The sequence below is a fragment of the Brevundimonas guildfordensis genome (assembly GCF_014836405.1).
Classification (GTDB): domain Bacteria; phylum Pseudomonadota; class Alphaproteobacteria; order Caulobacterales; family Caulobacteraceae; genus Brevundimonas; species Brevundimonas guildfordensis.
Genome location: NZ_JACSQU010000001.1, coordinates 354880 through 370623, shown reverse-complemented (window position 1 = coordinate 370623; position 15744 = coordinate 354880). Strand labels below are relative to the sequence as shown.

Sequence of the window (15744 nt, the reverse complement as noted above, 5' to 3'; positions counted from 1 at the left end):
GCAGCCTAGCACGGGCCTGCCGTCCGCTCCTGCCGAGCATCGGCTGCACGCCGCGCTCAGGCGCTCTTGGCGGGCGCCACGGCCAGCACCGGAGCATTGAGGGTGCGGCTCAGCGTCGCCGGCATGGCGAAGCCCGGGCGCAGCAGCACCCGCAGCAGGCCGACGCACAGGGCGGTGAAGCCGGCGAACAGGAAGACGGCGATCATCAGCGGCGCCTTCAGGCTCTTGCCTTTCGAAGGCGGCTGGGCGCGCTCGATCACGGTCACGTTGTCGGCGCCGGCCTTGACCAGTTCGTTGTCCGCGCGGCTCTGGGTCTCGCGCTGTTGGAACTCGCGGATCGATGCGCTTAGCACCTCGCGGTTGCCCGCCAGGGTCGAGTTGCGGGATTCCAGCTCGGTCAGGCGCGCCTGACGAGCGCTCAGGTCCGACAACTGCCGATCCAACGCAGCCAGTCGCGCGCCAAGCGCATCACGCTCCGCCTGGGCGTTGATGCGGGTGGTCTCCAGCTCGACCCAGATCGGATTCGGTCCGGTGCGGACCTCTTTGGCGCCGACCGCCGTGCCGGTGCCGACATAGGCCTGCAGCTGAGCGATCTTGGCGTCGACCTCCCGCACGGGCTGGGCGTCGGCTTGATAGCGGGCCAGCAGGCTTTCGCGCTCAGTGCGCAGTTGCAGGATGAGGTCCTGGGCCGAGACGTTCAGATCTTTATACAGCGCCACCTCGGACGGGGTGCGCGACAGCTGGCTGACCAGGGTAGCCAGCCGCTGCGACGCCTGTTGCAGCTGGGCCTGAACGCCCATCCGTTCGGCGAAGATCGACTGATAGCTGTTGGCGACCGTCGCCTTGGCCGTGGCGAAGTCGCCGATGTTGTTGGTGCGCAGGAAGTCTTCATAGGCGCGGTCGGCGTCGCCCAGCTCGTCCTCGAACGTCTGGCGCTGGGTGCGGATCGCCGCCGTCGCGCGATCCTGGAAGACTTCCCGACGATAGGTCAGGTACTGGTCGATGACGGTATTCAGGATCCGCGCCGACTTGGCCGGATCATCGCTCTTGTAGCTCAGACCGATCACGGGGCTCAGCGGCGTCACCTCGACCCCCAGACCGGCGGCGACCGACCGTACGGCCGAGGCCTCGCGGCGCGCCGGATCGGCGGGCGGAGGCGCATCGGGGCTCTGGAAGCTCTCGACGCCCAGGGCGCGCACCACGCGGCGCTTGACCTCAAGGCTGTTCAGGATGGCGGCCTCGGACTGGGCCACTTCGGCGGCCGAGGGCGGCATCGCCCGTTCGCCCATGCCGACGCGCGGCTGATAGACATATTCCTGACCGACGCCGACGAACAGGCTGGCGCCGGCGGTGTAGCTCTTCTTCATCGTCATCACGACGGCGGCGCCGATGCCGAAGATCACTGCGAAGATGATGACCATCAACAGCAGTTCGCGGAACAGCAGGGCCACGACGTCCAATACGCCGTACCGGGGACGAGTTGCTGTGACGTGCGAACGCATACGGGCCGGATCATCCCACCAGTGTCAGACCGGGACACCTTGAAGCGTTGGCGTTAACCGGCCGTTACCCATAAGGCGTCAGCTTGATCGCAACTTCATTTTCCCAACCGATCGGACCCGGCCGCTCATGGACGTTGATCGCCGCCTGCTTCTTCTGGCGCTGGGCGCCGGCCTGACCGGCTGCGCGTCTAGCGGACGCAGCGGATCGGCCGCCCTGCCGCGCCCGCAGACGGTTGCGGACCTGCCGCGCGACCTGCCTTTCGCGCCGTGGACCGATATCGAGCCGGAATACCGCCTGTATCCCGGCGACGAGATCGAAGTCGCCTTACCCACCGCCACCGAACTGACCCGTCAATTGAAGATCGGTCCCGACGGACGCGTCTCCCTGCCTCTCGTCGGCCACGTCACGGCCGCCGACCGCAGCCTGTCCGAGCTCGAGGGCGACATCTCGGCCGGCTACGCCCCTCACCTGTTGCGCCCCGAGGTCGAGGTGACGCTGCGCCAGGCCGGCCCGCTCAAGATCTGGGTCGACGGCGAGGTGCGCAATCCCGGCGTATTCGACATGCCCGGCCCGATCGACGCCTATCAGGCCCTGATCATGGCAGGCGGCGCCCTGCCGACGTCCAACACTCGCAACTGCGCCCTGATCCGGCGCGGACCGGGCGATCTGCGTATGCTGAAGGTGCTGGACCTGCGCGCGCGGCGCGGCGAGATTCTGCCCTTACGTCGCGGCGACATCATCTTCGTTCCGCGCTCGACACTGGGCGAACTGGCGGCTTTCTTCACCCAGTTCCGCGCAGCCCTGCCGATCGGCTTCTCCTACGCCATCAACGGCGGCTACGCCTCAACCTGACGCGGGTCAGGGCGATACGGCGATCATCTCACGCCCCATCGGACCTCGTCAGAGGGGTAGATCTCCGGCGTTTATGGCCTTGTAGGCGTCAAGCTGGCTCTGGGATTAGAGGTCCCCAGCACTTAAGCAATGCCGAGATCGTCTCGTGCGCCCAACGGCGATGCCAATAACCTCCCACCGTCTCCACCCGAGTGGCGTCTACCGCCGTCCAACGAATCTTCGCCGCGAAGCCATGCAGCATTATTCCCGGAATCGGGAGGCTCCCGTCTCTGGCGATGAGGAAAGCCATCACCGAGGAGGGTGATAGCGGAGGGAGGTCGCCAAACGCCAGTGCAGCCACGCGCAACGCCGGACAATCGGAGGAGGTGATGCGATCCTCACCTCGCTCCGACGTGCGTAGGGCGATCCACTCACGACGCTCGAGTTCGCCGCGAGAGCGAACAATCCCCGGCGTCGTTGCGATGAATATTTCGTGGGGGATCGTATACGTGTCGTCACCCGACACATCGAGGGCCACAGTGGCGTTGAGCCCCTCGGATGACGCCGCTCCAGCGCCGAGAGTAGCGCCCAGGAAAACCATTGCGAGAAGATTGGCGCCCATCAACGAACCAAAGCATTCTACCCGCCTCGCCGCCAGCCCCGACGCGCTTTATCCAGCAGTTTGCTTCCAAACAAGGCGCTGGTGCAGCGAGAGCATCGACATGCCGTCCTGCTTGCTAGGTTTGGTAATGCCCGCCCAGAGCTGAAGTTCAGCGCGTCTGTTCTGGGAAAACGAAACCAGCGCCGATCGAGAAAATCGATTGAGAGGCAGCGCTTCCGCGCGCGGACGCGTGTAAAACTCATCCAGCCCAAACGGGCTTAAACCGTGGTCGGGGCGAGAGGATTCGAACCTCCGACCCTCTGGTCCCAAACCAGATGCGCTACCAGGCTGCGCCACACCCCGGACCGACGGAGCGCTCTCATGGCACGTCGGAGGCGGAGCCGCAACGGCCTAAGCAGCGCCTTAGCCGGTCAAGGACGAAAGAATGAGTGTTTCACCGTGTCGCCCGGCTTGGCGCCGATCTCGGCGGCGCGCCCTGCACGCAGTTCCAGCACCCCGTTGGCTGCGCCGTTCGAGGGGATCGGCGTCTCTGAGTTGGGCGTCGTATGGCTGGCGATGGAGACAATGCGGCCGCGAGGGTCGATGTAGAGGATATCCAAAGAACTAGGCGTGTTCTTCATCCAGAAGCTCTGTTCGGACGCCGCCGGAAACTGGAACAGCATGCCGCGGTCGTCTTCCAGCGGCGGCCGGAACATCAGGCCGCGCGCGCGTTCTGCGTCATCGTCGGCGATTTCGACCATGAACTTGTGCTCGCCCGTGGACGTGATGATGGATAGGGCCTCAAGCGGCTGATCTGCGCCATCCACCGGCCCGGTGCGCGCGCAGGCCGAAGCCAGGACGACAGCCGAAAGCGCAGCCCCCAGGGCGAAACGGCGCGTGAGATTCATCATCATCGTCCTCTACGGACGAACTCAGCCGCCCGGTCTGATATCAGCCACCACCAGGCCCTTGGGACCTTCGGCGAAGCGCACGCTGACCGGTTCTCCCGGCAGCAAGTCGTCCAGGCCGCAACGTCGCAGCGTCTCCACGTGGACGAAGATATCGCCGTCCTGCCCGTCGCGCACCACGAAACCATAGCCTTTGGTGCGATTGAACCATTTGACCACGGCCGATTCCAGCGGCGCATCAGCGACCAGAGCCGGACTGATGGAAGAGGGGCGGACGGTTTCTCGACGGGGCGCGGGCGCAACTGTCGACTGGTCCAGATCTATGACAGTCACGACCTGCCAGCCCTTCGCCCGCTTGGCGCAGTCACAGGCGATGGCCGCGCCCTCGCCCGCCAACTCATGCCCGGCCTGGCGCAGGCTGGTGACGTGAAGCAGGACATCCCGACCTTCAGTCAGGGATGGATCATCGGGGACGATGAAGCCGTAACCCTTGCCCGCGTCGAACCACTTGACCTTACCGGCGACCTTGACGGTCTCAAGCGTATCGCTCTCTTCGAAACTCATCACCTACTCCCCCGCCCCAGCACTCCGGGACAGTCGCCATAACACGGGTACGTCAAGATTGGCAATCTTGCTGCCCCTTTTACGCCACATTATCGTCACGGGCGCAAGACGAACGCGCGCAACCGCGCGTTGCGACAGGCGCCTTGGAGTTTGGAGATTTGGGGGAGGTCTTCGCTCCGCGTGGCAGTCCCTAGGGGAGTCGAACCCCTCTTTTCAGGTTGAAAACCTGACGTCCTAACCGATAGACGAAGGGACCACTGCGCGGAGGAGCGGCCTGATAGCCGTCCCTTTTCGGCGACGCAAGAGGCTGCTTCGCGCTTTTTCAAAAAAACGACAAAGCCGCACGCAGACGCCGGATCGATCGCGCAAAATCGACACGGCAACCGTGCGAAATCGCGAGCGACGACAGATCTAAATGTCAGGGGAAGTTAAACTCCGCGTGGCAGTCCCTAGGGGAATCGAACCCCTCTTTCCAGGTTGAAAACCTGGCGTCCTAACCGATAGACGAAGGGACCGCTGCGCGGAGGACCGTGTAGATAGCCGCCGATTCCGTTTATGGCAAGCGCGGTGAAGCGGATTTATGCGACTTTTTCAAAGACCTGCGTCGTTTCACGGCCAAGGCTGACGGTTTCAGACCATGCGCGGATCGGCGACGTCCTCGATCTCGAACTGAACGCCGCGACGGCCGTTCCAATCGTCGGCTTTCAGGCGGCCGACCAGGTTCAATCCGCCCTGCCCCGCCAGCAGAGCCTTGCCCGTCGGCAGATCGGCGCAGCGCCAGGCGATGGCCCGCACCGAGGCGCCGTCCGGGCCGACCAGCCGGCACCGCACATGGCCGCCGTTCATGGCGACCGGCTCACGCGCCTGAACGCCTTCCAGCGCGAACAGGGGCTCGGGATTGGCCGGACCGTAGGGGGCCAGTTGTTCGAACGCCTCGAACAGGTCGCGGGTGGCGGCGCGCGGGTCGATCAGGGCGTCGACCTCCACCCAGTCCTGAGCCACGGCCTCGACCCGCTCGTCCGACAGACGTTCGTTGAGGAAGGCGCGCAGTTCGTCGATGCGATCCGCCGCCACCGTCAGGCCCGCCGCCATCGCGTGGCCGCCGCCCGCGATCAACAGGCCTTCGTTCCACGCCGCCTGCACGGCCCGGCCCAGGTTCATTCCCGGCTGCGATCGACCCGAGCCCTTGCCTACGCCGTTGATGGCGTCGACGCCGATGACGATGACCGGCTTTCTCCAGCGTTCGCGCAGGCGCCCGGCGACGATGCCGACCACGCCGGGGTGCCAGTCTTCGCCGCTGACAACGACGGCGGCGCTGTCGTCGGCATGTGCGCCGGTCGCCTCGACGCGACGGACGGCCTGTTCCGTGACTTCGGCCTCGACCTCGCGCCGGGCCAGGTTCAGGGCGTCCAGTTCCTGGGCCAGCATCCGCGCTTCATCGGGATCGTCGGTGGACAGCAGGCGCGCGCCCAGATCCGACTTGCCGATGCGGCCGCCGGCATTGATGCGCGGCCCCAGAATGAAGCCCGCGTGGTTGGTCTTGGCCGGTCCCGGCTCGGCCCCCGCCGCCGCCAGCAGGGCGCGCAGACCGGGGTTGCGCCAGTGCGACATCACTCCCAGCCCCAGACTGGTCAGGGCGCGGTTGAAGCCCGTCAGACCCGTCACGTCGCAGATGGCGCCCATCGCCGCCAGGTCCAGCCACTGGCGGATATCCGGCTCGGCCCTGCCCTCAAACAGGCCGCGCCCGCGCGCCTCGCGGTTCAGGGCGGCCAGCAGGACGAAGACCACGCCCGCCGCCGCCAGATTGCCCTGCCCCGAGCCGCAGCCCGGTCGGTTCGGATTGACCACAGCGAGACAGGCGGGCGGCTCTTCGCGCATCATGTGGTGGTCGATGACCACGACCTTCAGGCCGATGGCGGCCGCATGGGCCACGGCCTCATTGGCCGCCGCCCCGCAGTCGACGGTGATGACCAGATCGGCGCCACGCGCCTTCAGCGTGTCAAAGGCCCGCGCGCTGGGGCCGTAACCCTCGGTCAGACGGTCAGGGACATAGATGGGCAGATCCGCGCGCTGCGCCCGGAACCAGCGGACCAGCAAGGCCGCGCTGGACGCCCCGTCCACATCGTAGTCGGCGAAGACGTGGATGCTGGCGCCGCTCTGCAAGGCGTCGACGATGGCGGCGGCGGCGGCGTCCATGTCCATGAAGCTGGACGGATCGGGGAACAGCGCCTTCAGCGTCGGTTTCAGGAAATCGGCCCCCTGATCCGCCGCTACGCCACGCGCCGACAGGGCGCGGGCCATCATCTCGTCCAGCCCCAGCGCCTGCATATGGGCGCGGGTCGTCGCCGTCTCGGCCGGACGCTGCCGCCACGCTCGTCCAGACAGAGAGCGGCTGACGCCCAGAAACGCCGACGCGCCGTAACCGTCCGCCATCAGACGGCCAGTCCAACGAAAGAAGCGGCGAAGAAGACAGAACGGGCCATGCGGACCTTTGCAGCAGATTCGAGCGACGGCCCTGCGGCCGAAGCGTTCAGGATCGCGGGATTCGAGGCCGGACGCGATCTGCGCGCCCCCTGCCCCTTATATTGAGGCTGCGTCCAAGGCGGTCGTGCGCCTCAGAAACGCGGGCGGTCGATCGGCGGCGGCGGCGTGGCGCGGCGGCGCAGCTCTTCGGCGTAGGCCTCGACCTCCTGAGCGGTCTTCAGCGTCTGCGGCGACATCTGACTGGCGTCCAAACGGCGGTTGATCTCGGCAAGGAAGGCGGCCGGGTCGCTGTTCAGCGTCCAGTCGATACGAGCCATCTCGGCCGTCAGGGCGGCGCTGCGGCCTTGCAGCCGTCCCACGTCGGCGGCGATCTCGGTCGGGGCCGGCAAAGGGCTGCTGCTGCGCGGGAAATCGGCCCAGCGCGGATACTGGCGATTCTCGTCGACCAGTTGCTGGATGCGGGGCGCCAGCGGCGAGGTCGGGTCGGTCTTCGGCTCGAAAGCGCCCACACAGCCGCCCAAAATCAGAGCCGAACCGAGGGTCGCCCCCCAAGTCGCCGTGCGTACCGTCTTTTTCAGCATAAGCGCGTTCATTTCCGTCACTGACATATGCCATCATCGCGTCGGGAGGAAGGCGCGCATTCGCTCGTCCCCAACGGAGGTTCGCCATGGCCAAGCGCCCGACCAAGGCCCCGCTCCAGCCGACGGCGCCTGCCGACGCGCCCGCGCCGCGCAAGGCCGGCCGCCCGACCTCGGCCAAGCCGCGCGCCAAGAAGGCCGCTGCACCGCATGAACAGCCGCAACCGGCGCCCGCCCCGGAACCGACGCCGCAGCACGAAGCCCCCGCCTCCTCGCCCGACTTCATGGCCTTCAGCGCCGAACAGCGTCAGCAGTTGGAGACCCTGTCGTTGAATCTCGCCAAGGCGGCGATGATGGCGCAGACGGCGGTAGCCGAGGCGGCCCTGTCGCAAGCCGACCGCCCCGCCGCCCTGTCGCCCGACCCGTTCAATGTGGCCCCGGCCATGTCCTCGGTCATGACCAGTCTGGCCGCCCGCCCCGAAAAGCTGTTTCAGGCCCAGGCCGATCTGTTCGGCCGCTATATGGAGTTGTGGTCGACCACGACCCGCCGGGCGATGGGCGAGGCAGTCGACACCCCCGCCCCTTCCGACAAGCGGTTCCGCGACCCGGCATGGTCCGAAAACCCCATGTTCGACATGATGCGCCAGTCCTATCTGGCCACCTCGGACTGGATGAACAGCCTGGTCTCCAGCGTCGAGGATGTGGACCCGCGCGTGAAGCGCCGGGCTGAGTTCTTCACCCGCCTGCTGACCGACGCCTTCTCTCCGGCCAACTTCCTGGCGTCCAACCCCGTGGCGCTGAAGGCCCTGGCCGAGACCAGCGGCGAATCCCTGGTGCGGGGAATGCAGAACTTCGCCGCCGATCTGGAGCGCGGCGCCGGGTCCCTGAAGATCAGCCAGGCTGACTACGGCCGCTTCGTCCTGGGCGAAAACGTCGCCACAGCGCCGGGCCAGGTCGTCTGGCGCGACGAACTGTTCGAACTGATCCAATACGACGCCGCGACGGAGCAGCAGCACGCCATCCCGCTGCTGATCTTCCCGCCGTGGATCAACAAATTCTACATCATGGACCTGCAGCCGGCGAACTCCCTGATCCGCTGGCTGAGCGCGCAGGGCTTCACCGTCTTCGTCTGCTCGTGGGTCAACCCGGACCGCGACAAGGCCGAGTTCGGGCTAGACGACTATATGAAGAAGGGCGTCTATCGCGCCGTCGAGAAGACGCTGGAGCAGACCGGCCAGAAGCATCTGAACGCCGTCGGCTATTGCATCGGCGGCACCATGCTGGGCGCCACCCTGGCGCACATGGCGGCCAAGGGCGACGACCGCGTCGCCTCGGCCACCTTCTTCGCCGCCCAGCACGACTTCGCCGAGGCGGGCGACCTGCTGCTGTTCACCGACGAGCACTGGCTGGCCGAGATCGAGCGGATGATGGACGAGGCCGGCGGCGTCCTGCCCGGCACGGCCATGGCCGACACCTTCAACGCTCTTCGCGCCAACGACCTGATCTGGTCCTTCTTCGTGTCCAACTATCTGATGGGCAAGGCGCCGCCCGCCTTCGACCTTCTGGCGTGGAACGCCGACCAGACGCGGATGCCCAAGCGGCTGCATCTGCAGTATCTGCGTCAGATGTACGGCCAGAACGCCCTGGCGAAGGGCGAACTGAAGATCGACGGCGAGGCCATCGACCTGTCGAAGGTCCGCATCCCCCTCTACTTCCAGGCCAGCCGCGAGGACCACATCGCGCCGATGAACTCGGTCTATCGCTCGGCGCGGCTGTTCGGCGGGCCGGTGACCTATACGCTGGCCGGATCGGGCCACATCGCGGGCGTCATCAACCCGCCGTCCGCCAACAAGTATCAGCACTGGATCAACGCCGCCCTTCCCGAAACGCTTGAGGAGTGGCAAGCGGAGGCGGAACAGCATCCCGGCAGCTGGTGGTCGCACTGGGCCGACTGGCTGGGCGCGAAGTCCGGCGAAAAGATCGCCGCTCGCGATCCCAAAACCGGGCCGCTGAAGCCTATTGAACCGGCGCCCGGCGCCTATGTGAAAGTAAAGTCTTGAAGCGTATCGAGCCTAACCTGCTGCTGGCGATCAGCACGGCCATTCCGCTGATCTTGCTGATCGCAACGGCGACCCTGTTCGGAGCGCCGGGCCAACTGGTGAAGTATCTGGCGATCGCCATTATCGTGCCGGCGGCCTTCGTGCCGCTGAACGGGCTGATGGCGAGGCGGATGGGCATGCAGCGCCCGCCGATGATCCACCCTCACGCCGCTTCGACCGCCGTCTGGGCCAGCCTGTTTCCGGCGCTGATCATCCTGGCGGCAGGCGTGCCGCTGGTCTTTCCGGGACACGACTACGGCCTGCTGATCATCATCGCCGCCGTCTTCTTCGGCGGGACGGTGGAGTCGGCCGTCAAGGCGGCGCGGGCGCGCTGATCGCCCGCCCGGGCCGGCCTCACTTGAGGCCGGTCGCCTCGTCCAGACCCAGCATGATGTTGAGGTTCTGAACCGCCGCGCCCGAGGCGCCCTTGCCCAGATTGTCCAGCAGGGCGACCAGACGCGCCTGCTCCCCGCCGCGATCGCCGAACACGTGCAGGCGCATTCGGTTGGTGCCGTTCAGGCCCTCGGGCTCGATGCCGGTCATGGCTTCGGTCTCGTCGACCTCGGCGACCTCTACGAAACGCTGCCCCTCATAGGCCTCGACCAGGGCGCCGTGCAGCCGCTCGACCGAATGCGTTTCCGGCAGGGCCGACAGGTGCAGCGGCACCTCGACCAGCATCCCCTGGCGATAGTTCCCCACGGCGGGCGAAAACAGCACCGGACGTGACAAGCCCGCGTGCTTCGTCATTTCCGGCACATGCTTGTGCTTCAGTGTCAGGCCATAGGCGCGGAAGGCGGTGGATGCGCCCTCAGCTTCAAACTCGGCGATCATGGCCTTGCCGCCGCCGGAATAGCCGGACACCGCATTGATCGTGACGGGCCAGTCGGCCGGGACCAGTCCCGCTTTCACCAAGGGTCGCATCAGGCCGATGAAGCCGGTCGGATAGCAGCCAGGGTTGGACACCCGCGTAGAGGCGGCGATGGCTGCGCGCTGGTCCGCATCCATCTCGGCGAAACCATAGGTCCAGCCATCCGCCACACGATAGGCGGTCGAGGCGTCAATGACCCGCACCGCCGGATTCTCGATCATCGACACGGCCTCACGGGCCGCATCGTCAGGCAGGCACAGGATAACCGCATCAGCGCTGTTCAGCGCCTCGCGCCGCGCCTCGACATCGCGACGACGGTCGCCCAGCAGCATCAACTCCAGATCGCCGCGCGCCTCCAGACGCTCGCGGATCTCCAGCCCCGTGGTTCCGGCCTCGCCGTCGATGAAGATGGTGTGGGTCATCTGGTGCTCCTGGACGTCCTTATCCGACAAGGCGGACAAAGAAAAAGGCGCTTCGGGTTTCCCCGAAGCGCCCTTTGTATTCCCACTCGCGGTCGCGAGTTAGCGCTTCGAGAACTGGAAGGACTTGCGCGCCTTGGCGCGGCCGTACTTCTTACGCTCGACGACGCGGCTGTCGCGGGTCAGAAAGCCGTGCGGCTTCAGAACCTTGCGCAGTTCCGGCTCGTAGTGGGTCAGGGCGTGCGACAGGCCGTGGCGGATGGCGCCGGCCTGGCCCGACAGGCCCGAACCTTCGACGGTGCAGATCACGTCGTACTGCGTGGCGCGGTCCGAAACGTTCAGCGGCTGAGCGACCATCATCTGCAGCACGGGGCGAGCGAAATACGCAGCCACGTCCTTGCCGTTGACGGTGATCTTGCCGGTGCCGCGCTTCACCCACACGCGGGCGATGGCGTTCTTGCGCTTGCCGGTCGAGTACGAACGGCCCAGGGCGTCGATCTTCGGCTCGCGGACGATTTCCTCGGCAGCAGCGGTGCCCAGGCCCTTCAGGGCGTCAAAGCCGGCGGCGGTGTCTTGAGTCACGTCGGTCATGCTCAGGCGCTCCGGGTGTTCTTGGACGACATCGACTTGAAGTCGATGGTCGTCGGCTGTTGGGCTTCGTGGTCGTGCGCAGCGCCGGCGAACAGGCGCAGGTGGGTCATCTGCTTGCGAGCCAGCGGCGACTCCTTGGGCAGCATGCGCTCGACGGCTTTCTCAAGCACGCGCTCGGGGAAACGGCCGCCCAGGACCTTTTCCGGGGTCGTCTGCTTGATGCCGCCCGGGTGGCCGGTGTGGCGATAGTAGATCTTGTCGGTGTTCTTCTTGCCGGTGAACACCACCTTGTCGACGTTGGTGACGACGACGTAGTCGCCGCAGTCAACGTGCGGGGTGTAGGTCGGCAGGTGCTTGCCGCGCAGGCGGTTGGCGATGAAGGTCGCGAGGCGGCCCACCACGACGCCTTCGGCGTCGATGTGGATCCACTTCTTCTCGACCTCGGCCGGCTTCAGCGAAGCCGTAGTGCTCTTCAGCATGATGAGGGTCCTGGAAGACGAAAAACGCGGCTCGATCCGGACGGATTGAGCGGAGGCCGTGCTGATAGAGGGTCCGCACGCAGAGGTCAACGCCAACTTCAACGCACAAAACGAGTCAATTCATTGAAAAACCTGATCTATTTATAGTTGGTATTAAAATACCCGACCGGTTTTGCCGGAAAGAAGCTGCCGAGAGGCCGGAAAACACCGCCCTGCCCGCCCCTCGCAGCGGTTTTCGTCTTCTCGCACGAATCCAGACGCGGTAATCGCGGGCCATGCCCTCTCGATCCCTTTTCCCGACCCAGGTGTACGACGCCTCCCTCGCCTCGGCGCGCGGGTGGAGCGAACTGCACGAGGAGCTGCTGGATCTGTGCCTGGTCATGGCGGAGGAGGACGAGGCCGGGATCGAGTGGTGCCGGGCCAACCACTATCCGGGCTATACCTCCTACGGCTCGATCAACGACCTGCCTCAGCGCTTTCCCGAGTTCGCCGAACTGAAGAAGCTGCTGGACAAGCACGCTGCGGCGTTCGCCCAGAGCCTGCATTTCGACCTGGCGAAAAAGCTGCGGCTCGACAATCTGTGGGTCAATGTCCTGATGCCCGGCGGCGGCCATACCGGCCACATCCACCCCCACGCCGTACTGTCCGGCACCCTCTATATCCATGTGCCCGACGGCGCCTCGTCGCTGAAGATCGAGGACCCGCGCCTGGCGATGATGATGGCCCGCCCCGGCCTGACCGCCGAGGCCAGCGAGGCGGAACAGCCCTTCGTCTATCTGAAGCCTGCACCCGGCACGGTGCTGATGTGGGAAAGCTGGCTGCGCCACGAAGTGCCCGCCAACCGCGCCGACGAACAGCGGATATCCATCAGCTTCAACTACGCCTGAGGCGGGGCACCGACGCCGCCATTGAAAAGCCGCGTCGAGGTCCGAAGATTTGCCCAAAGCCTTCGGGGTCGCTACATCCCCCGGCAACTTCCCATCCGCACTGAATCAAAGGCGCGACGCGACGCATGGCGCAGCAATATATCTTCCAGATGCAGGGCCTGACCAAGGCCTATCCCGGCGGCAAGAAGGTCTTCGAGAACATCTGGCTCAGCTTCTACAACGACGCCAAGATCGGCGTCGTCGGCGTCAACGGCTCGGGTAAGTCGACCCTGCTGAAGATCATGGCCGGCCTGGACCACGAGTTCCAGGGCGAGGCCCGCGCCGCCGATGGCGTCAAGCGCGGCTATCTGGAGCAGGAGCCGCAGCTGGATCCGGCCCTGAACGTTCGCCAGAACGTCGAGGCTTGGTGTGAAGAGAAGCAGTGGGTCAACCGCTTCAACGAAGTCGCCAATGAGCTGGGCGAGAACTACACCGACGAGCTGATGGAGGAGATGACCGCCCTCCAGGAGAAGATCGACGCCGGCGACGTCTGGGACATCGACAGCCGCATCGATCAGGCGATGGGCGCCCTGCGCTGCCCGCCGGACGACTGGGAAGTCACCAACCTGTCGGGCGGTGAAAAGCGCCGCGTGGCGCTGGCCCGCCTGCTGCTGTCCAAGCCGGACATGCTGCTGCTCGACGAACCGACCAACCACCTGGACGCCGAGTCGGTGGCCTGGCTGCAGCACCACCTGGAGAACTTCCCCGGCTGCGTCATCCTGGTGACCCACGACCGCTACTTCCTGGACCTGGTGACCAAGTGGACGCTGGAGCTGGACCGCGGCAAGGGCCACCCGCACGAGGGCAACTACTCCTCGTGGCTGGAAGCCAAGACCAAGCGCGTCGTGCAGGAGCAGTCGGAATCCGAAGCCCGCCAGCGCGCCCTCACCCGCGAACTGGAATGGGTCCGCTCGGGCGCCAAGGCCCGTCAGGCCAAGTCCAAGGCCCGTCTGGCCGCCTATGAGAAGATGGTCGCCGAGCAGGAGAACTCCGCCAAGGCTCAGTCCTTCGCCGCCATCCAGATCCCGCCCGGCCCGCGTCTGGGCAATGTCGTTCTGGAAGTGACCGGCCTGAAGAAGTCTTATGGCGACAAGGTCCTGTTCGACGACTTGAACTTCAAGCTGCCGCCCAACGGCATCGTCGGCGTCATCGGCCCCAACGGCGCCGGCAAGTCGACCATGTTCAAGCTGATCACCGGCCAGGAACAGCCCGACGGCGGCACCATCAAGGTCGGCGAGACGGTCAAGCTGGCCTACGTCGACCAGTCGCGCGACGACCTGAAGCCGGACGACACCATCTGGCAGGCCATCTCGGGCGGCACCGACGTGATGATGGTCGGCAAGCGCGAGATCAACACCCGCGCCTATGTCGGCTCGTTCAACTTCAAGGGCGGCGACCAGCAGAAGAAGGTCGGCCAACTGTCGGGCGGTGAGCGCAACCGCGTCCACCTGGCCAAGACCCTGGCCACCGGCGGCAACCTGATCCTGCTCGACGAACCGACCAACGACCTGGACATCGAGACCCTGCAGAACCTCGAAGAGGCTCTGGAAGAGTTCGCCGGCTGCGCCGTGGTCATCAGCCACGACCGCTGGTTCCTGGACCGTCTGGCCACCCACATCCTGGCCTTCGAAGGCGACGGCCATGTGGAATGGTTCGAGGGCAACTTCGAAGCCTACGAACAGGACAAGATGCGTCGCCTGGGCGCGGACAGCATCATTCCCAAGCGCATCCAGCACCAGAAGTTCGGCCGCTGATCTAGGGGACAGACTGACAAGCGGCCCTCCGAGCAATCGGGGGGCCGTTTTGCTTTGGGCTGGCGCTCTGGCGAAAGCGGGATAGTCTGCGCTCATGACCCAGCGTCCCGCCGTCCTGATCATGCAGCGGCATCTGGCCCCGCTGAGCGCTTTCCTGGAAGGCGCCTATGACGTCTATCGCTTCTGGGAAGGCCCGCCGATCGAGGCCGCCGGGGACATTCGCGCCCTGATCGTCGCCGGCGAGTTCGAGCTCGACAAGGCGCTGATCGAGCGCCTGCCCAACCTGTCCCTGATCGCCTGCTTCACCGCCGGCTACGACGGGATCGACGTCGCGTGGTGCCACGCGCGGGGCCTGCCCGTCACCCACGCGCCCGGCGTGAACCATGAGGACGTGGCCGACCATGCCATCGGCCTGATCCTCGCCTCACGCCGCCAGATCGCCGAAGGCGACCGCGCGGTCCGCGCGGGCGAATGGGATCTGTCGAGCCGCAGCATCACCACCTCCTTGGGCGGCCAGCGACTGGGAGTCGTCGGCCTGGGCCACATCGGCGAAGCGGTGGCGCGGCGCGCCGCGGTCATGCGTATGGATGTCCGCTGGTGGGGCCCGCGCGCCAAGGATGCCGCTTGGCCGCGTGCCGACAGCCTGATCGCCCTGGCCCGCGATTCGGACATTCTTGTCGTCGCCTGCCGGGCGGACGAGAGCAACCGGGGCCTGATCTCGGCCGAAGTGATCGAGGCGCTCGGACCATCGGGCCTGCTTGTCAACGTCGCGCGCGGACAACTGGTGGACGAGGACGCCGTCATCGCCGCCCTGAAGGACGGCCATCTGGGCGGCGCGGCCCTGGATGTCTTCGCCGAGGAGCCGACCGACGCGGCGCGTTGGGCGGGCGTGCCCAATACCGTCCTGACGCCTCATACCGGCGGCGCCACGACCGAAGCGGTGCAGGGCATGTTGATGCTGCTCCTGCAGAACCTGTCCGCCCACTTTGCGAACGAGCCGCTTAAGACGCCTGTCGCAGACTGAGATTTGCTCCTTGAGGCGCTCTCGACCCTGATTTCAGACGCAAGAAGAACGATCCGTGCCTGCGCTCGGCAGCTGGCGGACGCGCGCGACCAGATTTTGCTTGCATAAGCGTATA

General features: G+C 66.1%; 14 protein-coding genes and 3 tRNA genes. 6 read left to right on the top strand and 11 right to left on the bottom strand.

The genetic code is table 11. From position 1 onward, the window contains the following. Positions 1-56: 56 nt before the first annotated feature. Entirely contained in the window at positions 57-1502 is a 1446-nt protein-coding gene (locus H9656_RS01740) for a GumC family protein (RefSeq protein WP_191742564.1), read from the bottom strand. Between the two features lie 127 nt (positions 1503-1629). Here H9656_RS01740 and H9656_RS01735 point away from each other — a divergent pair, with 127 nt between their 5' ends. Then, positions 1630-2355 (top strand): polysaccharide biosynthesis/export family protein, encoded by a 726-nt coding sequence (locus H9656_RS01735; RefSeq protein ID WP_191742563.1) that lies wholly within the window; start codon positions 1630-1632, stop codon positions 2353-2355. An 866-nt stretch (positions 2356-3221) separates the two neighbouring features. Here H9656_RS01735 and H9656_RS01730 read toward each other — a convergent pair. From H9656_RS01730 to H9656_RS01700, 7 genes are all read right to left on the bottom strand, one after another. Further along, a tRNA-Pro gene (locus H9656_RS01730) sits at positions 3222-3298 on the bottom strand. Positions 3299-3366: 68 nt separating this feature from the next. Then, positions 3367-3843, bottom strand: a complete 477-nt coding sequence (locus H9656_RS01725; RefSeq protein ID WP_318240587.1) for a DUF192 domain-containing protein — start codon at positions 3841-3843, stop codon at positions 3367-3369. Between the two features lie 24 nt (positions 3844-3867). Beyond that, on the bottom strand, positions 3868-4407 hold the full coding sequence (locus H9656_RS01720) for a cold-shock protein (RefSeq protein WP_191742561.1): 540 nt from the start codon (positions 4405-4407) through the stop codon (positions 3868-3870). 181 nt (positions 4408-4588) lie between these two features. Beyond that, a tRNA-Glu gene (locus tag H9656_RS01715) sits at positions 4589-4663 on the bottom strand. Positions 4664-4847: 184 nt separating this feature from the next. Then, positions 4848-4922, bottom strand: a tRNA-Glu gene (locus H9656_RS01710). A gap of 115 nt (positions 4923-5037) precedes the next feature. After that, entirely contained in the window at positions 5038-6840 is a 1803-nt protein-coding gene (gene recJ / locus H9656_RS01705; RefSeq protein ID WP_191742560.1) for a single-stranded-DNA-specific exonuclease RecJ, read from the bottom strand. Between the two features lie 182 nt (positions 6841-7022). Next, positions 7023-7472, bottom strand: coding sequence for a hypothetical protein (locus H9656_RS01700; protein WP_225212186.1), 450 nt, complete (start codon positions 7470-7472; stop codon positions 7023-7025). Between the two features lie 86 nt (positions 7473-7558). Between H9656_RS01700 and phaC the strand changes: the two genes are divergently transcribed. After that, positions 7559-9529: a class I poly(R)-hydroxyalkanoic acid synthase gene (gene phaC / locus H9656_RS01695; RefSeq protein ID WP_191742558.1), complete on the top strand. Its 1971-nt coding sequence runs from the start codon at positions 7559-7561 to the stop codon at positions 9527-9529. Further along, the gene (locus tag H9656_RS01690; RefSeq protein WP_191742557.1) at positions 9526-9903 is read left to right on the top strand and encodes a hypothetical protein; all 378 of its coding nucleotides are present in this window, start codon (positions 9526-9528) and stop codon (positions 9901-9903) included. The genes phaC and H9656_RS01690 overlap by 4 nt, the downstream gene beginning before the upstream one ends. A 19-nt stretch (positions 9904-9922) precedes the next feature. On the opposite strand, the gene argC is transcribed toward H9656_RS01690, so the two are convergent. The 3 genes from argC to rplM form a co-directional block, all read right to left on the bottom strand. Next, positions 9923-10858, bottom strand: coding sequence for an N-acetyl-gamma-glutamyl-phosphate reductase (gene argC / locus H9656_RS01685; RefSeq protein WP_191742556.1), 936 nt, complete (start codon positions 10856-10858; stop codon positions 9923-9925). A 99-nt stretch (positions 10859-10957) separates the two neighbouring features. Continuing rightward, complete coding sequence (gene rpsI, locus H9656_RS01680) at positions 10958-11446, bottom strand: 30S ribosomal protein S9 (RefSeq protein WP_024354145.1); 489 nt, start codon at positions 11444-11446, stop codon at positions 10958-10960. Between the two features lie 2 nt (positions 11447-11448). Then, positions 11449-11925 (bottom strand): 50S ribosomal protein L13, encoded by a 477-nt coding sequence (rplM, locus tag H9656_RS01675; protein ID WP_191742555.1) that lies wholly within the window; start codon positions 11923-11925, stop codon positions 11449-11451. A 275-nt stretch (positions 11926-12200) separates the two neighbouring features. Between rplM and H9656_RS01670 the strand changes: the two genes are divergently transcribed. From H9656_RS01670 to H9656_RS01660, 3 genes are all read left to right on the top strand, one after another. Beyond that, positions 12201-12812: a TIGR02466 family protein gene (locus H9656_RS01670; RefSeq protein WP_191742554.1), complete on the top strand. Its 612-nt coding sequence runs from the start codon at positions 12201-12203 to the stop codon at positions 12810-12812. A gap of 125 nt (positions 12813-12937) precedes the next feature. Beyond that, positions 12938-14605 carry an energy-dependent translational throttle protein EttA gene (ettA, locus tag H9656_RS01665; RefSeq protein WP_191742553.1) on the top strand — a complete coding sequence of 556 codons (1668 nt, stop codon included), beginning with the start codon at positions 12938-12940 and terminating at the stop codon, positions 14603-14605. Between the two features lie 94 nt (positions 14606-14699). After that, positions 14700-15629 (top strand): 2-hydroxyacid dehydrogenase, encoded by a 930-nt coding sequence (locus tag H9656_RS01660; RefSeq protein ID WP_191742552.1) that lies wholly within the window; start codon positions 14700-14702, stop codon positions 15627-15629. Positions 15630-15744 lie beyond the last annotated feature (115 nt).

Bases quoted from the DNA above. Each gene is read 5' to 3' on its own strand.
- H9656_RS01735 (WP_191742563.1), top strand. From the start codon at position 1,630: ATGGACGTTGATCGCCGCCTGCTTCTTCTGGCGCTGGGCGCCGGCCTG.
- H9656_RS01740 (WP_191742564.1), bottom strand. From the start codon at position 1,502: ATGCGTTCGCACGTCACAGCAACTCGTCCCCGGTACGGCGTATTGGAC.
- H9656_RS01670 (WP_191742554.1), top strand. From the start codon at position 12,201: ATGCCCTCTCGATCCCTTTTCCCGACCCAGGTGTACGACGCCTCCCTC.
- rpsI (WP_024354145.1), bottom strand. From the start codon at position 11,446: ATGACCGACGTGACTCAAGACACCGCCGCCGGCTTTGACGCCCTGAAG.
- H9656_RS01660 (WP_191742552.1), top strand. From the start codon at position 14,700: ATGACCCAGCGTCCCGCCGTCCTGATCATGCAGCGGCATCTGGCCCCG.
- ettA (WP_191742553.1), top strand. From the start codon at position 12,938: ATGGCGCAGCAATATATCTTCCAGATGCAGGGCCTGACCAAGGCCTAT.
- H9656_RS01725 (WP_318240587.1), bottom strand. From the start codon at position 3,843: ATGAATCTCACGCGCCGTTTCGCCCTGGGGGCTGCGCTTTCGGCTGTC.
- argC (WP_191742556.1), bottom strand. From the start codon at position 10,858: ATGACCCACACCATCTTCATCGACGGCGAGGCCGGAACCACGGGGCTG.
- H9656_RS01700 (WP_225212186.1), bottom strand. From the start codon at position 7,472: ATGCTGAAAAAGACGGTACGCACGGCGACTTGGGGGGCGACCCTCGGT.
- rplM (WP_191742555.1), bottom strand. From the start codon at position 11,925: ATGCTGAAGAGCACTACGGCTTCGCTGAAGCCGGCCGAGGTCGAGAAG.
- phaC (WP_191742558.1), top strand. From the start codon at position 7,559: ATGGCCAAGCGCCCGACCAAGGCCCCGCTCCAGCCGACGGCGCCTGCC.
- H9656_RS01720 (WP_191742561.1), bottom strand. From the start codon at position 4,407: ATGAGTTTCGAAGAGAGCGATACGCTTGAGACCGTCAAGGTCGCCGGT.
- recJ (WP_191742560.1), bottom strand. From the start codon at position 6,840: ATGGCGGACGGTTACGGCGCGTCGGCGTTTCTGGGCGTCAGCCGCTCT.